Annotated in this window: 14 protein-coding genes; 4 read left to right on the top strand and 10 right to left on the bottom strand. The window is 56.3% G+C overall.

Annotated elements, in window-relative coordinates:
• Positions 1-180: 180 nt before the first annotated feature.
• From DESPR_RS02715 to DESPR_RS02725, 3 genes are all read right to left on the bottom strand, one after another.
• Positions 181-1,524, bottom strand: coding sequence for a flippase (locus tag DESPR_RS02715; RefSeq protein ID WP_015723277.1), 1,344 nt, complete (start codon positions 1,522-1,524; stop codon positions 181-183).
• Positions 1,525-1,743: 219 nt separating this feature from the next.
• Entirely contained in the window at positions 1,744-3,756 is a 2,013-nt protein-coding gene (locus DESPR_RS02720; protein ID WP_015723278.1) for a nucleoside-diphosphate sugar epimerase/dehydratase, read from the bottom strand.
• Positions 3,757-3,898: 142 nt separating this feature from the next.
• On the bottom strand, positions 3,899-4,195 hold the full coding sequence (locus DESPR_RS02725) for a GNAT family N-acetyltransferase (protein ID WP_015723279.1): 297 nt from the start codon (positions 4,193-4,195) through the stop codon (positions 3,899-3,901).
• Between the two features lie 183 nt (positions 4,196-4,378).
• Between DESPR_RS02725 and DESPR_RS02730 the strand changes: the two genes are divergently transcribed.
• From DESPR_RS02730 to DESPR_RS02745, 4 genes are all read left to right on the top strand, one after another.
• On the top strand, positions 4,379-5,551 hold the full coding sequence (locus DESPR_RS02730; protein WP_015723280.1) for a phospholipase D-like domain-containing protein: 1,173 nt from the start codon (positions 4,379-4,381) through the stop codon (positions 5,549-5,551).
• 158 nt (positions 5,552-5,709) lie between these two features.
• Positions 5,710-7,338, top strand: coding sequence for a hydantoinase/oxoprolinase family protein (locus DESPR_RS02735; protein ID WP_015723281.1), 1,629 nt, complete (start codon positions 5,710-5,712; stop codon positions 7,336-7,338).
• Positions 7,339-7,481: 143 nt separating this feature from the next.
• Positions 7,482-8,180 (top strand): cytochrome c biogenesis protein CcdA, encoded by a 699-nt coding sequence (locus tag DESPR_RS02740; RefSeq protein WP_015723282.1) that lies wholly within the window; start codon positions 7,482-7,484, stop codon positions 8,178-8,180.
• A gap of 48 nt (positions 8,181-8,228) precedes the next feature.
• Positions 8,229-8,726: a TlpA family protein disulfide reductase gene (locus DESPR_RS02745; RefSeq protein WP_015723283.1), complete on the top strand. Its 498-nt coding sequence runs from the start codon at positions 8,229-8,231 to the stop codon at positions 8,724-8,726.
• Positions 8,727-8,733: 7 nt separating this feature from the next.
• Here DESPR_RS02745 and DESPR_RS02750 read toward each other — a convergent pair whose 3' ends face one another.
• The 7 genes from DESPR_RS02750 to DESPR_RS02780 all read right to left on the bottom strand — a co-directional run bounded on the left by DESPR_RS02750 (position 8,734) and on the right by DESPR_RS02780 (position 17,824).
• Complete coding sequence (locus DESPR_RS02750; RefSeq protein ID WP_015723284.1) at positions 8,734-9,159, bottom strand: acyl-CoA thioesterase; 426 nt, start codon at positions 9,157-9,159, stop codon at positions 8,734-8,736.
• Entirely contained in the window at positions 9,159-10,556 is a 1,398-nt protein-coding gene (locus DESPR_RS02755) for a TolC family protein (protein WP_169701513.1), read from the bottom strand. The genes DESPR_RS02750 and DESPR_RS02755 overlap by 1 nt, the downstream gene beginning before the upstream one ends.
• Before the next feature lie 474 nt (positions 10,557-11,030).
• On the bottom strand, positions 11,031-12,182 hold the full coding sequence (locus tag DESPR_RS02760; RefSeq protein ID WP_015723287.1) for a cytochrome d ubiquinol oxidase subunit II: 1,152 nt from the start codon (positions 12,180-12,182) through the stop codon (positions 11,031-11,033).
• A gap of 1 nt (position 12,183) precedes the next feature.
• Positions 12,184-13,722, bottom strand: coding sequence for a cytochrome ubiquinol oxidase subunit I (locus DESPR_RS02765; RefSeq protein ID WP_015723288.1), 1,539 nt, complete (start codon positions 13,720-13,722; stop codon positions 12,184-12,186).
• Between the two features lie 2 nt (positions 13,723-13,724).
• Entirely contained in the window at positions 13,725-13,991 is a 267-nt protein-coding gene (locus DESPR_RS02770; RefSeq protein WP_015723289.1) for a DUF4492 domain-containing protein, read from the bottom strand.
• Positions 13,988-14,467 carry an RrF2 family transcriptional regulator gene (locus DESPR_RS02775; RefSeq protein ID WP_015723290.1) on the bottom strand — a complete coding sequence of 160 codons (480 nt, stop codon included), beginning with the start codon at positions 14,465-14,467 and terminating at the stop codon, positions 13,988-13,990. Before DESPR_RS02775 ends, DESPR_RS02770 begins: the two co-directional genes overlap by 4 nt.
• Positions 14,468-14,632: 165 nt before the next feature.
• Positions 14,633-17,824 (bottom strand): hypothetical protein, encoded by a 3,192-nt coding sequence (locus DESPR_RS02780; protein ID WP_015723291.1) that lies wholly within the window; start codon positions 17,822-17,824, stop codon positions 14,633-14,635.
• Between the last annotated feature and the right edge of the window lie 45 nt (positions 17,825-17,869).

Here is a 17,869-nt window from a genome sequence, read left to right on the forward strand (position 1 = left end):
GAGAAAAATCGACCTAGTTTGACATTCCAAAAAAAATTATTCTATCTCCAGCTCATCGAAAGAACAATGAAAAATATGCTCCTAAAACCGAGCTGAACCGGATGGGGGGGAGGAGGCGATGTCGAATGTCATCTGATCGTTCATTGGCAGATATGAGTTAGCTTGACACAAAACCAGCCGTTACCGAATCAGGAAAGGGAGATAGCCGATGCTCTTGCCAAATTTTTTTTTAATATATAGTAACGTTGCGGTATTCCAGTAAATTATGCTGATCATCGCTGAGATGGCTGCGCCAATAATGCCAAACGGACGGATGAGAACGGCGTTAAGAGTGATGGTCAGAATGACAGCCCCCAGCATAATATTCCGTAAAGCAAGATGGTTGCCTGTCATGTTCATGAAATACCCAGTGGACCCGGAGATGGAATGAACAAACTGACCAATGATCAAAAAAATCATGGCACCATAGGCGGATGCGAATTCGGTTCCATAAACCAATGTTATGAGAGGATATCCGCATGCGAGCAGGCCAACCAGGATCGGTGTGGTGACCCAGAAAATCAACTGTGAGGATTTTTTGGCTACGTAGAATAATTCTTCCATGCGGTTGCCGTGAAAAAGTTCCGAAAATTTAGGAGCGGCCATGCTGTTGATGGCATTCAGGGCAAACGACGTCAAAGTGGCCAGTTTGACGGCAATGTCGTAGTGACCAACCTCTGCCTCGGTTCGAAACATGCCGAGCATGATGACGCCTGTCTGACCGATTAAAAAGGTCATCGCCGATGTCATCAGCATGGGGAGGGAAAGGGCGAGTAACTCCCTGATGGATAGAACCTGCACCCGGTCAGTACTGGTCATTCTCTCTTTGAATGCCGCATTCATGACAAAAAAACCTGTCAAGGCCGAGATTAGGAGTGCGGCGAGAAGTGCGTAAACCGGTGCTTCAGGGGGGAAATAAAAAAAAGTGAGCAAAAGTAGAATAACAAGCTTTGTAAAAGAAGGGAGGACCTGCATGATCGCAAAGGTTCGGATCATGCGTAATCCGCGTACGGACTGTGTGTTCAGTTGAGTGATTGCGGAGAAAAGGATGAAAAGAGCCGCCAGGGCAAAAAAAGAGGAGAGTTGCGGTTTGGCAAATATTTTGACGGCAATGCTCTCAGAAAAAAAATACAGGATGCCCCCGACGGCGATGGATAGCACCAACACAAGAGACTGCGTGGTGCAATATATTTTATAGGCTGAAGTGGCGGAATATTTCGCGAGATGTTCCGGGATGAGACGTAGAATCGCATTATGCGTGCCAAGCACAGTGAAAATGGTGGTCAATGAAAGAAAAGACTGGATCACGGCAACCACCCCCAGCATGTCCGCCCCATAAAGACGTGCTACCACTATGCTTGTGATGAAGGTAAGAGCGGTGGCGATCACGCGCGCCCCTAAAGCCCACGCTGACCCCTTGAAAATTTCCTCGAACTTTCTATCCGCTACAAATTGACGATACTTCTGTTGAACAAATTGGATCACGGGTATGAGATTGGATTTTTTTGTATTTTTTTATTATTGCAATAATTTCTTTTGCATCGTCTGGGCTGCAAAAGAAAGGCCGTATATACCATACCGCGAATGGATGGTCAGGGTATTCGCTCACAGCATGCTGTAGATGATGAAAGAGAAAAGTGGCCGGACGGGAAAATGTTGTTCGTTGATCAGGACAAGAAAGTTCTTTGATCAAAGCGCTCCGCTTTAGGTGGTAATGGTAAAGTCAGGAACATACTCCGGTACAATCTGCTGGAGGACTTTCTTGATAGCATTGCTGTCGAGAGCCTTCGCCTGTTGCGCCAACATTTCAAGTAGGTCGTTCAACCTGGTAACGGGGATGATCCTTTCTCCTTTCAACACCATGATTTTTTCATGATGCGTGCCGACAATGCCTTCTCCTTCGGTGATGAGTTCTTCATACAGTTTTTCACCCGCCCGCAAACCGATATAGCAGATTTCGATTTCATTGTCTGGATCACGTCCGGTGAGTTTGATGAGCTCGCGAGCCATATCGGCTATCTTGACCGGCTCGCCCATTTTCAGGATAAAGATTTCCCCGCCCTTACCCATGGAGCCGGATTGCAAAATAAGTTGCGCTGCTTCCTCGGCGGACATGAAATAACGGGTGACGTCGGGATGGGTGACCGTGACCGGTCCTCCTTTTTCAATTTGTCGCTTGAACAGGGGAATGACGGAACCAGAGGAACCGAGGACATTACCGAATCGGACCCCCATGAACCGGGTTCGATGCGGGCCCGGAGGCTGGGGGTAGAGGAGCGGTTCGTCATTGAGCTCTTCGGTTCTTTGCCGCCAGACCGGACTGAGGCAACCATCCCAAGACGATGCGCTGTAGGCGAGCATCAGCAGTTCGGTAACCCGCTTGGAGGCACCCATCACATTGGTCGGTCGGACCGCCTTGTCGGTGGAAACAAGAACGAAACGATCGACACCGTGGAGGATTGAGGCTTCCATCAGCAGCTGGGTGGCAAAGATATTGTTGTAGACGGCCTGCCAAGGATTCCGTTCGACGAGGGGGACATGTTTGTAGGCGGCGGTATGGAACACCACCGAAGGATGATGCCGACGGAAGACACTGTCCAGGAGACGCAGATCCTGCACCTTGCCGAGCACGGTGACTGTCGTCACATGCTCATGTTCGTGGCGGAGTTCCATCTGCACATTATACAGGTTCTCCTCGCTGCTGTCGTACAGGATGATCAAACCTGGAGTGAACCGCAGGACCTGACGACATAATTCGGAGCCGATCGAGCCACCGGCGCCGGTGATGAGGATGGTCTTGCCGGTGAGGTAGGCACCTATTTTTTCCTGCTCCAATCGGACCTCCTCCCGACCGAGCAGATCCTTGTAGGAAATATCGCGAACGGTGGTGATGGACACGCGACCGTTGAGCAACTCATTCATGTCCGGCAGGACTTTAAATGGAAGCTGTGTTCTTTGGCACAGGGAGACAATTCGCCGCATTCTCGTCTTGTCGAACGCGACCGCGGTGATGAGGATTTCCTGTGTCCTGGTGCGGCGGGCGTGTTCCTCAAGATCGTTCAGCAGGCCGATGACCGCGACATTGTGCAGTTTCAACCCGATTTTTTTCGGGTCGTCGTCGACCAAGCCGACTGCCTGATAGGGGAGTTGGTTGTTTTCCGAAAGTTCGCGCAGCACCTTTTCCGCAGTATCGCCCGCGCCGATGAGCAACAGCCGCTTTTTGTCCGTTGGCCGGTCTTCCGTGGAAACCAAACTGTGGCTGGTTCCATATCGTTGATAAAAATATCGAATTGCAACCCGATGGCAGGTGATCAGGCCAAACGAGAAAACACAGTCAAGAATAAAGACCGAGCGGGAAAAGCCGAGAAAACGATTGCCAAACAGCAACAAGCTAATGATGACCGTCGAGGAAAAAAGCGAAACAATTAAAATGGTAATGATATCGTCAAGGCTTGTGTACCGCCACATGCCGCGATAGAGGCCGAAGAGATAGAAGGCGGGAATCTTGACGCCGACAATCAGCGGCAACAGGTTGAGAAATTGATGGAACTCCTTGACGTTGAGATGCAGTTCGAATCGGACCGCATAGGCAAGATAATGGGCAAGGGCCAATAACACGGCATCAACGCAGAGAATAACCCAGAATTTTGGGTTTCTTGCCAGAGTCTTAAACAACTTGCCGTGCGTGGTTATTTTTTCGACGATCCTTTCGACCATGGGGTGTCGTTTCCTTGAGCCTGAAAACCAATGAAAGATGCCCGAGGTGGGCATGAAATAGCGCTCTAAGCTGGTGCCGGTCGACAGATCTCAAGCACCGCATTGTGTTGGGGGTGAATATCAGTGGGGTAAACGTGTTCCTTTATCGCAGGCTTCCGGAGGTGACTCGTATGGCATCGTATTCATGATGCCGCTCCATGTAGGTGGCGACATAGGAACACTGCGGAACGACCTTTTTACCGTGGCTGCGGGCATCATTCAATGCGTATTCCGTCAGAATGGCGGCCACGTTGCGGCCACGCAGTTCGGGAGGCACGAAGGTATGGGTGAAAATCAGCGTGGTGTCATTCTGTTCCACGTAGTCAAGCACGGCGGTTTTTCCTTCAAGGGTTATCTCAAAACGTTTCATCAGTTCATTTTTCTTGGGTTCGATGGTCATGGCGTCTGTCCTCTTCTGGGATGGAATGCCTTGCCGGCCGTGTGGAGACGGATGGCTGGGTGGATGAAGGCCAGAATGTTGTTCAGACAATGTTTTCTTTTCTGGTTTCTGTCCAGAGAAATGTTACATTGGTCATGATATGGGATCAAAACTGTCTCCCTTTTCCTTCAAACGATGTAGACCATGCGGGTGCCAAGACGAAAGACCAAGAACCGTTTCCGCGGACTGCTGTCCCGGATCAAGGGGATTCCCGAGGTCATCCATTTTCCCGGCAACAGCGTGATCCTTCTGCCGCATGGTGGAGATTTTTTCCCTGCGCTGTTCATGGCCATCCAATCCGCCCGCACAACGATCTGTGTTGAATTTTACATCATCAAACCCGATGCCACCGGCCAGAGATTTGCAGACGTGTTGCGGCAGGCGGCGGGACGAGGCGTCGCGGTTTCACTGCTGTACGATGCCATCGGTTGCTTTGATACCCCTGCCGCCTATTTTCAACATTTGCAGGCAGGGGGGGTACGCTGTATAGCCTTCAATCCGCCCGCCTTCTCGCGGCTGCACTGGCTCGATGTCCGCGATCATCGAAAGATGGTCGTCGTTGACGGCACGATCGCCTTCCTCGGTGGGCTCAACGTGGGCGATGAGTATTCAGGGTATGGCGACAGTGTTCACCGCTGGCGCGATATCGGTATCCGGCTTGACGGTCCGGTCGCGGGCGAGTTGCAGCGGCTGTTTTGGCAAACGTGGAGAGGGGAGGGCGGACCATCTGTCCCGGAGCAACACGATTCGCCTGGCCAGGCCGCAGGGGAGGCGAATGTGGTCATTGTCAACGGCACGCCCCATCATACCCGTTCGGTCATCCGCAACTCGTTTCGTTTGGCCATGGCCGGTTCCTCGCGAAGCATCCGCATCATCACCCCCTATTTTGTCCCTGGCCCGCGCGTGGTTCGGTCGTTGTTGCGAGCCGTCCGGCGCGGTGTTGAGGTGCGGATCATCCTGCCGTCGATCAGCGATGTGCCGTTGGTGCAAATCATGAGCCGCGCCTATCTGAAACCCTTGCTCGAGGCAGGGGTGGCCATCTTCGAACGCCAGGGGACCATTCTCCATGCCAAGGTAATGCTGGTCGATGACCGCTGGTCCACGTTTGGCTCCGCCAACCTCGATTTCCGCAGCTTTCATCGCAACCACGAGATCAATGTCATCATTGACAGCCGTGCGTTCGGCGAGCAGGTGGCGGCGCTGTTCGAGGAAGAAGTGACGCTGTCGCGCAGGATTACTCTGTCTGAAAACGCGCGGCGGAACAGGTTCGAACGGCTGTGCGGATGGTTGCTGACCCCGCTGAGCCGTTTTCTCTAACGGGGGCACAGAAGCAGCCGGGTACAGGCAAGCTTCTCTTGCTTTTGCCCTTGCACGGTGGTATCCATCAAACCCTTGGCTTAAACGAGGTCAGGTCCTGTTCCGTGCCCTGTTTCCCGTGATTCACATCTTTCTCTCTTTTTCCTGATCAAGCACCTATGACTGCCTATTGCATCGGTATCGATACCGGCGGCACCTATACCGACGCCGTTCTCATGGACACGCGCACCGGCCAGGTGGTGGCCTGGCAAAAAGAACGCACCACCCCGCATGACCTCAGTCTTGGCGTGGGCAAGGCATTGGCTGGACTGTTGCGCCAATCGGCCCGGCCGGCGGAGGTAGTCAAACTGTCGGTCTCGACCACCTTGGCCACCAATGCGGTGGTGGAAGGGCGCGGCGCCAGGGTCGGATTGTTTGTCCTCGGCTATGTTCGCCACTTCAAGCTGCCGGTGGTGGCCAATATCTTTCTCAAAGGAGGGCACACCATTACCGGCGAGGAGGACGAGCCCCTGGACATCGAAACCCTGATCGACACTCTGCCCGGATTGGCCAACGAGGTCGACAGTTATGCGGTCTGCGGCGCCATGTCGATCAAGAATCCGACCCACGAACTGGTGGCCCAGGAGGCGATCCGCCTGATTGATTCCAAGCCGGTGTTCTGTTCGCATCGAGTGTCCAGCCACCCCGGCATGCTCGAACGGTCGGCCACCGCCTGCCTTCATGCCAAGCTGATGCCGCTGATGACCGATTTTCTTGCCTCGATCCAGCGTTCCATGCTTACGGTGGGGCTCGACTGTCCGGTGACCATCATCTGCGGCAATGGCCAAGGGATGGAGTTGGAGCGGATAGCCGACCAGGCGGCGATCACCATGGCCAGCGGTCCGGCGGCGACCGCACGTTTCGGCGCGGCCGATGGGTTTGCCGATGCCTTGGTGGTCGATGTCGGCGGCACCACCACCGACGTCTGTCTGATCAAGGACGGCAAACCCTTGCTGAACCGCGAGGGCTGCGCCATCGGTGAATGGCGGACCCATGTCGAGGCGGTGGACATGTACACGGCCGGTGCCGGCGGTGACAGCCACGTGGTCTGTCAGCGCGACGGCCGCGTCATTCTGAAGAGCACACGGGTTCAACCTCTGGCCATGACCCCGGAGCTGCTTGACCCGCACACCTGGCTCAACAGCGCCACGGATTGCTCCCTGGTGCTGCCGGTGGAAGGACTCGATCCTGTCCTGATTGAAGCGGATCCCATCCTCCGTTTCCTGATCCAGCACGGCCCGACCCCACCCAGCACTTTGGCCGAACGGACCGGAATCGGCGGCATCGTTCTGGAGAAACGGCTGGAACGGCTGATGTTTCTCCAGCAGGTGGTGTTGGCAGGTTTCACCCCCACCGACGCCCTTCATGCCCTGGGAATGCTCGAGATAGGCAATACCGCCGCCAGTCGCAGCGGGGCCGAAGTGCTGGCGGCCGAGCAGGGGCTATCCGTTGAAGAATTCTGCCGTCAGGTGGTAACCGAGACTGAGGCGGCGATCGAGACCATCGTTCTCACCTACCTGGGCCGCGCTGTCTGGCAGGACGTGCAGAGCGCTCCCTTCCTCAACCGTCGCGACAACGAGTTGTTCTCCCTTCATTTCCGTCTCAAGTTGCCGATTATCGGCATTGGCGCCGCGGCCCGTTGTTTTCTCCCCGGCGTGGCCCGCCGGCTGGGAACGACCGTTTCCTTTCCCGAGTACTGCGAGGTGGGGAACGCCATCGGTGCCGCCCTGATCGGCGTGGACGGATAAAGGGCCTGCGTCAACCTGCCTGGTGCTGGGACATTTGGGGGCACGTGTGCCGGTGACAAGCGAGGCCCCCGCCTTTTCTTCTTTACTTCTCCGCTACTCTGGTTACTTTTGAGAAAGTCTCTCAGTTAACGAAGGGGTAACGCATGGATATACTGCTCAGTCAATTTGATACCTACCTGCAGTCCTCGCTGCTCGCCTCGCTGATCATTGCTTTTGCCGGGGGGGTACTCGCCAGCCTGACCCCCTGTGTCTATCCGATGATTCCCATAACCGCCGGGGTGATCGGCCATGCCAACATCGGTGGGTCAAGGTGGCGCGGATTTGTTTTGTCCCTGATCTATGTGACCGGCATGGCCCTGACCTATGCCGCGCTTGGCGTCTTTGCCGCCGCCACCGGCCGGTTTTTCGGAGCGATCAACAGCAGCCCCTGGACGTTTCTTTTGGTCGGCAATATTATTCTGCTCTTTGCACTGGGCATGCTCGATGTCGTACAATTGCCCACTTTTGCAGGCAGGATGGCCAGTCGGAGATTGGGAATGACCGGCATCTTCGTGGCAGGAATCTCCTCGGCCCTGGTTGCCGGCCCCTGTACCACCCCGGTGCTCGGCACCCTGCTCGCCTATACCGCCACCACCCGCAGTCTGGTCGCGGGCGGCTTGTTGCTCTTTGTTTTTTCGTTGGGCATGGGCGCCCTTCTGCTGGGCGTGGGCACCTTCTCCAGTTTCCTCGCCTCCATTCCCCGTTCCGGAAGTTGGATGGTGAAGATCAAAAAAATCATGGGATGGTGTATGCTGGCCCTGGCCCAGTACTTCTTCATCAAGGCCGGATCGATGTTTCTGTAGGAACAAAACGATCCAACTGCAACCCTCTTCTCCCGGACGCTGAAAATAATGATGCGAAAAAATGCTGTGTCTTCCCTGTTGGTGTTCCTGCTGGTGCTCGCCCCCTGTTCCCTGTTGGCCGTTCAGGAGGGACAGCGGCTGATTCCCTTTCAAGGGACCGATCTCAACGGTAATCCCATCGATCTGCAACGGAGTATCGGCAGCAAGCCAGTGATGCTCATCTTTTGGGCCTCCTGGTGCCCAACCTGCAAAACCGAGGTGCCCAAGATCAACAAGCTGGCCGAGCAATACAGCGGACGGGGAATGGATTTCATCGCCGTCAATGTGGGGTACAATGATTCAGTTGAGCGGGCACAGGCCTTTGCCCAGAAGAACGGTATGCGCTATCCGGCCTTCTTTGACGGTTCCGGAAAGGTCAGCGAGCAGTATCAGCTCCTGGGGGTTCCGACCATCATTATCGCCGATAAACACGGCGTGGTCCGCTTCCGCAATTTCGTCACTCCGGACATTCCCGAAGAGACCTTTGCCAAGCTGATGGCGGAGTGAAGGAAGGTTACGGCTCGCCGTCCGTGGCCACCACCGTGTAGGCTGTCTGCACCTCCGGTGGAATGGAAACCGGCCTGCCGGTGTGGAGATCGCAGAAGATAAACAGGGTGGAGGCGGTGGCCAGGACCGTGTTGTCGGCCGGGCGAAGGAATTTGTATTTGCGCAGGGAACGGATCTTCTGAAATTCAGCAACCCAGGTGAGAATGTGGATCGTTTCTCCGGCGTAGGCCGAGTGAAAATACTCAATGGAATGGGAGCGGATGATCCAGGTTCGGCCCAGGGAGAGATAACGTTCCGTCGGCCAGCCCAACCGAGTGGAGTGGATGATGGCCGCCTCCTGCATCCATTGAACGTACTGCACGTTGTTGACGTGACCGTTGAGGTCGATGGCGCTCTCCGGAACGACCAACTCTATCGTGCCGACAGCGGTCATTATCGATTCCCGGGCTGTTTCTGCAGGACGTTGAGGTTGCGGCCCGTGGCCGAGAGCAGCCGCTGTTGCGCCAATTGATGCCCGACCAGGGCCTGGGCCAGGCGGCCATAGGTGGTGATCAGATCGCGCTGTGCTTCGTTCAGCCGCACCAATGAGGCCTCGCCCGCCTCGTATTCATTTTTCGCCAGATCGCGGTTTTCCTCCACCAGCTGTACCGTCTCCCGTTGCAGGCGGACCTGTTCTTCGGCCGCAGCCAGCAGAGCCAGATCCTGGCGAATTTCGGCGGCAATCGAATTGCGCAGGCCCGCCAGGGTGTATCCCGCTTCCCGCCTAGCCTGTTCCGCCTCGATTAATCGCGCCTTGTCGGCCCCGCCCGCATAGAGATTCCAGCTCATGTTCATGGCCACGGTATTGCCGAAGTCATCCTCGTCAAGTCCCATGTCCCCCTCCTTGGCCCCCTCAAGGGCTCCGGCAATATGCACCTTGGGATAAAAGGGGGCCTTGGCCATGCCGGTGGCGGCATCCGTCTGTTTGACCACATTTTCCAGACGCCGGACATCGGGCCGGGTTGCCAGGGCGTCCTGAATGAGCTGTTCCGTCTTTTCCTTTGATGAGGTGGCCGCTCGCGCCTTGTCCAGGGCTTCCAGCCGCAGGTTGGGAGGGAAGGTGGCTTCGGGCAGGCCCATGAGCGCCGCCAGGCCGTAACCCGCAGCCTCGAATTCCCGTTGCGAGCGAATCAGACTGGTTTTGGCCGAATTGACCTGCACCTTGATGTTGAGGATGTCGCCCCAGGGACCGGCACCGACGTCGTAGCGATTCTGGGCGTCCTCAAGCTGACGGGTGTAAAAGGTTTCATCGGCGCGAGCTATGTCGATGTAGGTCTGGGCCAGCTGCGCGTTGAGAAAAGCCTCGGCCACCGAGGTGACCAGCAATCGCTGGCTGTCGACCAGGGCAGCGCTGACGGACTGTTCGTCGTAGGCGGCCTGTTGTTCCTTGAAATTGCGATAAAATCCGTCGAACAAGACCCAGGTGGCCTGCAGGTTGGCACTGTATTGCTCCGTGGTCTGGTCGGTGCTGAGGCCGAACTTGGAGTACAGGTTGTTGCTGGCCCGATAACTGCTCTCCGAGAGTCGTTGACGAGCACCGCCGCCATTCAGGTCAAGGCTTGGCCACCAGGTTGCCGCGGCTTGACGCACCCTGGCCCGTGCCTGTTCGACCCTGGCCTGAGCGGCGGCCATGTCCGGATTGCTTGCCACGGCAATGGTTTGGGCAGTCTGCAGATCGAGGATTTTGAGTGCGGCCAGATCGATGGTCCCGCTATGTTTTTCCGCTGCTGCGGCCACCGTGCCCAGGCAGCAGAACAACATCATGACTCCTACCACTATCCGTTGCATCATTTCCTCCGGTCGCGCAACCGAACATCTTTGTTGGTGCATCCGCCGCCATGTGCATGGCCAGCGGCGTGGTAAAAACGCATCGGGCACTATAAACCACTCAGCGCTTCGCTGACACGGGAAAAGCGGCCTCGTGTCGGGTTTTCCCGAAGAAGATCGAATCACTGCCGAAAAAAAGAACGAGTCAGCCTGCTTCCAAGCAGGCTTATACCCTGACTCGCTGCGGTGGGGGAGAGGGGCGACAGTGTCGCTGCAATGTCCCAGGTTGCAGGATATGCACACGGCACGTTCGCCACGGCATTAGTAGAGCTGCAACTTCTTCAACAGGCGAACAGCGAGCAAAAAGGCGGCAACGAGAACAGCCACCCAGGCTATGGAAAGAATAATGGTCATCATGACAAACTCCGTGGAAGGATAAAGGGAGAACAACAGAGGGGGACACATCCCCCTCTGTCGGCAAGATGTTTTGGCCGGCTCTCAGTAGGCGGCCCGATCGCCGGTATCCTCGATTTTGATCTTGGACCGGTTCATGGCCCACCACACATAGGCGATGTAGGCCAGCACAAAAGGGATGCCCAAGGCCACATAGGTCATCACCTTGAGGGTATAGGGGCTTGATGAGGCGTTATAAATGGTCAGACTTGCCTGCAGATCGACCTTGGAAGGATAGAAGGCGGTGTTGTTGTAGGCGGGCAGCATCAGCACCGTGAGGCCGATCAGCACCGTGCCCAGGCCGCCGTACCAGATGCCGCCGGTTGCGCTGGTTTTGGCGGTCTTCCAGACACCGAAGATCAACAGGGCCAGGCCGCCCACCAGCAGAACGAGCATCCACGGGTTGGCCAGCAGATTGAGCAGGAATTTAAAGCTAACGATGGCAATGGTGCCCCGGTCATCGACGATACCATAGCCGCGCATGAACAACAGCGAGACAACGATGAGCAAGCAAAGGGGCAGGGCAATGAGGAAATTCAACCAGCAGGCCCGGCGCAGGCGGGTTTCCATCTCCGGCGCCTCGCCCAGTTCCACGTTGTTGATCAGATACATGGCGCCCAGGGTGCGAGCGTTGAATACCAGGAAAAGCCCCATGGCGATGTTGAAGATCGAGGAAATCGAGGGGCTCAGGGCTGCTTCCAGACCACGCAGGGGATGGGTCCAGGTGACGAAGTTGTTGGCGCTCAGCTGAAAGTTGGCGCCGGTATAGAAGGTGCCGACCGCCGCGCCGATCAGCAGGATGCCGACCACGCCATTGATGAACAGGAACCCCTCGTAGACCAGACTACCGAAAATATTCCACGGTTTCTTGCGGTATTCGTAGCTCACCGCCTGGACGATGAAGGTGAACAGAATCAGGATCCACACCCAATAGGCGCCGCCAAAGGAGGTGGAATAGAATTTGGGGAAGGAGGCGAACAGGGCGCCGCCGAACAAGACCAGGGTGGTGAAGGTCATTTCCCATTTGCGGCCCAGCGAGTTGATCACCAGATCCTTTTCGGTCTGGGTCTTGGCCACCTGCCACAGCAGGCTCTGGCCGCCCTGGACAAAGGTAAGGAAGAGAAACAAGGCGCCAACCACCGAACAGAGCAACCACCAGAGGTGTTGCAGGGTTTTGTAATCCAGTTGTTCGATCATGTTAGTTTTCCTCCGGTCCGATGTTGATCTGTTTGACCATGATGCTGATCTCGGCGATGAGCAGCAGGGTGAAGAGCGCCAGGAACATGAAAAAGGTCGTTTGCACCGTGCCCGCGGTCAGGTTGGTCCGAGCGATAGTCACCGGCAGCAGATCCTGGATCGCCCAAGGTTGACGGCCCACCTCGGCCACGATCCAGCCGGCCTGCGAAGCGATCATGCCCAGGAGATAGGTGATGGTGCCCACGCCGAGCAGCCATTTCTTGTCGGTCAGCGTCCCTTTGTAGGAGAAATACAGATAGGCAAAGAAGATCAACGGGAACAGCGAACCGAGAATCACCATCACGTGGAAAGCGTTGAAGGAAAGAGCCACCGGCGGCACGGCATCTTCGGGTTTGTTGAGATAGCCGTAGCCAAGAAATTCCTTGTATTCGTTGAAGGTGGCCAGATGGGTGGCCGCGGCTGCGGCGTCCCCTGCTTTTTGGGCCTGCTTGTAGGCGTCGAGGCTGGCCACCGCCTTTTTGCCGCGTTCCATTTTTTGTGCCGCGCCGAGAATGTTGTGCTCGGCGTTGCCGTACACCAGATCCTTCATGCCCGGAACAAACGACCCGAAGGAGCGGTTGGCCATCAACGACAACAGGCCGGGGATGTGGAGGTTGAAGCCGATGAACGGCTCCTGCACGTCCCAAACCTTCTTGTCCCGGTTGATCAGGCCAATCGCCACCAGGCCGGCATTGGTCTGGCCCTCGTACAGCCCTTCGAATGCGGCCAGCTTCATCGGCTGCACCTGGGCGATTTCATAGGCCGATTCATCGCCATTGAAAACGGTGAAAACGGAAGCGATCAATCCCAGAGAGGCGGCGACCACGATTGAACGCTTGGCCATTAACACATGCCGGCCACGCAGCAGATACCAGGAGGAAATCGAGATGATGAAAAAAGCGGCCATCAGCATCGAGGAACTGGTGGCATGGGTGAACTTGTTGATCGCATAAGGGGAAAAAGCGACTTCGAAGAAATTCTGCATTTCAAAGCGGGCCGTGTCGGGATTGAAGGCTTGGCCGACCGGATACTGCATCCAGGCATTGGCCACCAGAATCCAGACAGCCGACAGGTTGGAACCGACCGCGACCATCCAGGTGGAGAAGAGATGAAATCCTTTGGATACCCGGTTCCAGCCGAAGAACATCACTGCGAAAAAGGTCGCTTCGAGGAAAAAGGCAAAAATACCCTCGATAGCCAGGGGGGCGCCGAAGATGTCACCGACCATCCATGAGTAATTAGACCAGTTGGTGCCGAACTCGAATTCCATGATGATGCCGGTGGCCACGCCGATGGCGAAGTTGATGCCGAACAGCTTCATCCAGAACTTGGTCAACCGTTTCCATTCCTCGTTGCCGGTTGTCACGTAAATGGTGTGATAGAAGGCGATGATCCAGGTGATGCCGAGGGTGAGCGGCACAAAAAGCCAGTGGTACATGGCGGTCAGGGCGAATTGCGCGCGTGCCCAGTTGACCATGCCGAGATCCAGATGTTCAATCATAGTCATTCTCCTTTGGCGGGTTGGGTATAACCTTGGGCGGATTGCGTCAGCTGCTCGATTACGTAGTCAGCCCGTTGGGTATCGGTGGCAAACTTCGTTGCCAGAAAATCAGGAAAGAACAAAAATTTCAAGACTGCAAATAGAATAAATAATTTTATGAAGATAATTTTCCACAGGGTCCGCCCGACCGTCATCTGGCGAAAGCCATCGCGGTAAAAACGATAGACGCGCACTGGCAGCCATGGCCGATCGCCCGGTGGGCCGCTCATTGCAGATCCTCATGGGCAGTGGCATCGTGCCCTTTTGGTTCAAGCAGCATGTCGGCAAAGGCGGGGAGACAGGTGGAGTCGGCGCTCAGCTGGTCAAAGTTGACCCGGCGCAGGGTGTCGCGCAACTGGTCGCGGGCGTCCAGCCACACCCGGTGGACGGCACAGTACCGCTGAGCTTTGCAGGCGGCCGGGCGGGCAACGCAGTCATTGAGATAGATTTCGCCGATCATGATTTCCACCACCTCCAGCAGGGAGATGGCCGCAGGGTGACGGTTGAGGACCAATCCCCCCCGCGCCCCCTGGCGAATTTCGATCAGGCCGGTTTTGGCGAGATCCTGGGCAATCTTGGCAAGAAAATTCGGGGGGATATCCGCTTGGGCGGCAATCTCCTGGCGACTGGTCAGGACGCCCTGTCCTTGTCGGGACAGATAGATCATGCAGCGGATGGCGTATTCGGCGGCTCGGGTTAAACGCATGGTTTGTTGAATGAGACAAATAGGATGAATAAAGTCCTGTATAGGGAAATTAGGGTGGGGTGTCAACAGCAAATTGCGGAATTGAATAAGGAAAAATGGGAGCGATGCGCTGGGTGCCGTTGGCAGAGGCTGGCTCCGATATGGCGCGTCACCGGAGGGGGTATCTCAGGCGGTATAGGACAGTCCTTGTTTTTTCGCCATTTTTTCCCGGATCTTGCCCATCTCGGCCATGTCATGGAGATAGGTGTCGGATCGGTCGAGGTAAAAGGAGAGGGCCTTGGCAAAGTTTCTCCCCACCAGACCGTCAACGAAAACCTGGCTGATTTCCCGATGGCGGTTAAGCACCAACTGCGAACGGTGAAAGATCAGCCATTCCTCGGTGGACATGGTGGCGGCGATCTGCTGCAAGGCTTTACGGGAGCGCGGCTGAAACATCCAAATGTACATCAGGTCCAGGGCATTGACGATGATGACCTTTTCCAGCTCGCGGGCCTCGTCATGGATGGCGGCGATCAAAATTTTCGGATCCTGCAACAGATCCAGCACATCCTCTTCCGGAAAGAGCACGTCCAAACGGGCGAAGACCGAAAACAGCTGGGAAATCTTGTCCCGATAGTCGATCAGCCGGATGCGAATGTTGTTCTGCCGGTCGGCCAACCCCTCGATCACTGCGGCCACGCAGTCTGAAGCCAGTTTGGAGATCACCGCCGCCCATTTCTGCAGCCCGTCTTCGACCCCTGGGACGTTGGCCATGTGCAACCCCATGGCCAACGTATCGTTGAACAGGATGGCCAGGGGAATGGAGAGAAGCGATCTGAACAGGTTGCCGACGGCGGCGCTGCGGGGAAGACCGCGAAGGATGTTATGGGTGGAAATGTAGATGCCGTTGGCCAGGGCCATCACCGAATAGAGTGCCAGCGGACTGGTTGAGGTGGTGACGCCCAGGTGTTGCTGCAAGAATAGTGTCTTGACCAGATAATCGAGCAGCGGCACGGAAAAGCCGGTGAAAAAAAGGGAGTCGGCGATCCTGCTCCAACTGACCAGCGAGTTCCAGGGCAAAAGCGGCGAACGCTTGAGTCCGCCACCGCCGAGGATCGATTGGATGATGTTGCGTATGCCAGTGATGCCGAACCAGATGAAGGCCCCGAGATAGGCCAGCACCCACCAATCCTTGGTCAAGCTGAAGGTGAGGAAGGCGGGAATGAAACCGGCCAGCACCTTGAGGGTGTTGCGCAGATGGGAGTTGAGATAGCGGAAGGGTTGGCCGATCTTTTCACTGTTGACGGACAGCTCCGGATGAATCTCCACCCTGGGGCTGCGACGGATCCCCCCCAAGGTACCGATGTTGCCATCGATTCCCGGATGGATCTCGAAGCGGTCAAGGGTCCAGTCGTGCCAGGTTTGGGTTCCGTTGCGGCGAAGTCCGGGGAGACGATGAAGTGCCCGGCGGTGCCAGGGCACGGAGACCGGATCGCTGCCGCGAACATGCTGATGGCTGATCATCCGGGCGGTGACCGGAATGAGTTTTCGCTGCCCTGCCCGGTGCTCGCGGAGGACCGTGCGCACCGCCCGCGGCGGCAGGGTGTCGAGCGCCACCAATCCCATGCCGTATTGCAGCTGCGACTGGCCGGTTGAACCGGAGCCAATGCGGGAGCCGAGATAACGCTTGTTGTAGTGGTTATGAAAGGATTCGATGTTGAGCAAAATGTCGAGCAACGCGGTTTTGCGCCGGTTCATTGCCTCGCATTCAGCCCGTAGTTTGGTGTTGTCCTCGGGCGGTGTTTTCTCCCGGCTCTCTTCGAGCCTTTTTTCAACCAGCAGGCGGGTGCGTTCAAAATCCCAGATGATCGAGCGGATCGCCCGTTTGAGGGAGATGACGTTGTCCTCGTTGAGCGCCTTCTGCAAGGCATTGATCAGCTGGTAGTTGCGGGCCGGGCTGGTGATATCCACCGCTTCGCCGGCAAAACCGCTGTCCTTGACCGAGGCGAGGGCTGTCATGCCGTGGGCCGAATCCTTGAGGTTGAAGGATTCGATATGGGTGATGCGGCCTTCGCAGACAAAGAGCAGCTCCAAGGTGTCCTGAATGGTGAGGTTGCTGAGATTGAGGGTGAAACGGGAGCCGGAATGCATTGAGGCCAAACGAGCCAGCAGTTCGGGCGGCGAGAGATTCAGCAGCGGCGGCATTCCTTGCTCGTGGGGGACCGTGGGGTCATGCAGGCCGGGGTTGCGGTACGGCTGGAGAAAGCGGTTGATCAGGCTTTCCAGGCCAAGAAGCTGCATCTTGCGGGAACAATGGAGCAGCAATTCTTCCCGTTTTTTCACGTCACCGGAGTGATGCGCATGGATCTCGAGGACTTCGGCATCGAGCAGGGTATGGTACTGGTTCTGGATGAACTTGGCCAAATGGAGCAGGGACGGTTGGCCGGTGCCGACAAAGTGAAGAAAGTCGGCCAGGTGCAAGGGAGTGCTTTCCAGGCCGAGTTCCTCATCCAGGGTCAGCCGGTGCTTGGTGTTGAACTCATTGAACACGTCAAGCACATAGTGTTGCTGATAGAGAGAAACTTGGCGGCCCTGTTCCATCATCTCGGCCACCGATTTCTCCTGGAGAAACTGCAACAGGTTGTTGGTGTCGAAAAATCCCTCCAATTCCCAGATAAAACGGACGAACTTATCGCGAAACCGCGCGGACAGCTCAATGCCGATACGCACATGGATATCAAGGATGGCGCCGGCCTCCAGCAACTCTTCCACCACTTCACGCTCGACATGGTTGTAATAGACCACGGTCAGCTTGCGGATGCCCTTGATCCAGGCATCCATCAGCAGGTGGGTCGGCGATTTCCGGCCCTTGGTGTTGGCATCGTGGACATGGTCGTCGAAGGCGAACTGGTTCCATTCCTCCGGCATTTCAAGCAGATGATATTTGGCCAGTTCCTCGCGGACCCTGCGGGGTTTGCCGGTATAGACCATGCGAAAATCATGGGCCAGTTTCAGCTGCCGCAGCTGATTGCCCTCACTACGCACCAGCTCCTTCATGATCTGCACCAGTACCCGAGCGGTATTCTTGTGATAGAAACTGGTGGCGGAGCTGAACACTTCCTCGCGCAGGCTGCGCAGGGCGGCGATACGATCTTGGGCCTTGCCTGCCTCGAGCGAGCCCAGCAGGCTGACAATGGCATAGGCGATCCGCAGACCGCTGGGGGCGGCCATCTCCTTGATGCCGTGCGGATGCATGTAGGGCGCCATCAGGGAACTCAGCGATTGCGGTCGGCTGCCCCGCTTGAGAACATCGTTGACGATGCTGAGCAACTTGTAGTCGTTGCGGTCGAAAAACAGCCGTGACGGCCTTTGATTCATGGCTGACAGCTCTCCATGGTCGCTGGTTGTGTTCTCGGGAAATAG

The organism is Desulfobulbus propionicus DSM 2032 (assembly GCF_000186885.1).
Lineage (GTDB): Bacteria > Desulfobacterota > Desulfobulbia > Desulfobulbales > Desulfobulbaceae > Desulfobulbus > Desulfobulbus propionicus.

Excerpts from the sequence above, each read along its gene's own strand:
- DESPR_RS02720 (WP_015723278.1), bottom strand. The coding sequence starts at position 3,756 with ATGGTCGAAAGGATCGTCGAAAAAATAACCACGCACGGCAAGTTGTTT.
- DESPR_RS02725 (WP_015723279.1), bottom strand. The coding sequence starts at position 4,195 with ATGACCATCGAACCCAAGAAAAATGAACTGATGAAACGTTTTGAGATA.
- DESPR_RS02730 (WP_015723280.1), top strand. The coding sequence starts at position 4,379 with ATGCGGGTGCCAAGACGAAAGACCAAGAACCGTTTCCGCGGACTGCTG.
- DESPR_RS02735 (WP_015723281.1), top strand. The coding sequence starts at position 5,710 with ATGACTGCCTATTGCATCGGTATCGATACCGGCGGCACCTATACCGAC.
- DESPR_RS02740 (WP_015723282.1), top strand. The coding sequence starts at position 7,482 with ATGGATATACTGCTCAGTCAATTTGATACCTACCTGCAGTCCTCGCTG.
- DESPR_RS02745 (WP_015723283.1), top strand. The coding sequence starts at position 8,229 with ATGATGCGAAAAAATGCTGTGTCTTCCCTGTTGGTGTTCCTGCTGGTG.
- DESPR_RS02750 (WP_015723284.1), bottom strand. The coding sequence starts at position 9,159 with ATGACCGCTGTCGGCACGATAGAGTTGGTCGTTCCGGAGAGCGCCATC.
- DESPR_RS02755 (WP_169701513.1), bottom strand. The coding sequence starts at position 10,556 with ATGATGCAACGGATAGTGGTAGGAGTCATGATGTTGTTCTGCTGCCTG.
- DESPR_RS02760 (WP_015723287.1), bottom strand. The coding sequence starts at position 12,182 with ATGATCGAACAACTGGATTACAAAACCCTGCAACACCTCTGGTGGTTG.
- DESPR_RS02765 (WP_015723288.1), bottom strand. The coding sequence starts at position 13,722 with ATGATTGAACATCTGGATCTCGGCATGGTCAACTGGGCACGCGCGCAA.
- DESPR_RS02770 (WP_015723289.1), bottom strand. The coding sequence starts at position 13,991 with ATGAGCGGCCCACCGGGCGATCGGCCATGGCTGCCAGTGCGCGTCTAT.
- DESPR_RS02775 (WP_015723290.1), bottom strand. The coding sequence starts at position 14,467 with ATGCGTTTAACCCGAGCCGCCGAATACGCCATCCGCTGCATGATCTAT.
- DESPR_RS02780 (WP_015723291.1), bottom strand. The coding sequence starts at position 17,824 with ATGAATCAAAGGCCGTCACGGCTGTTTTTCGACCGCAACGACTACAAG.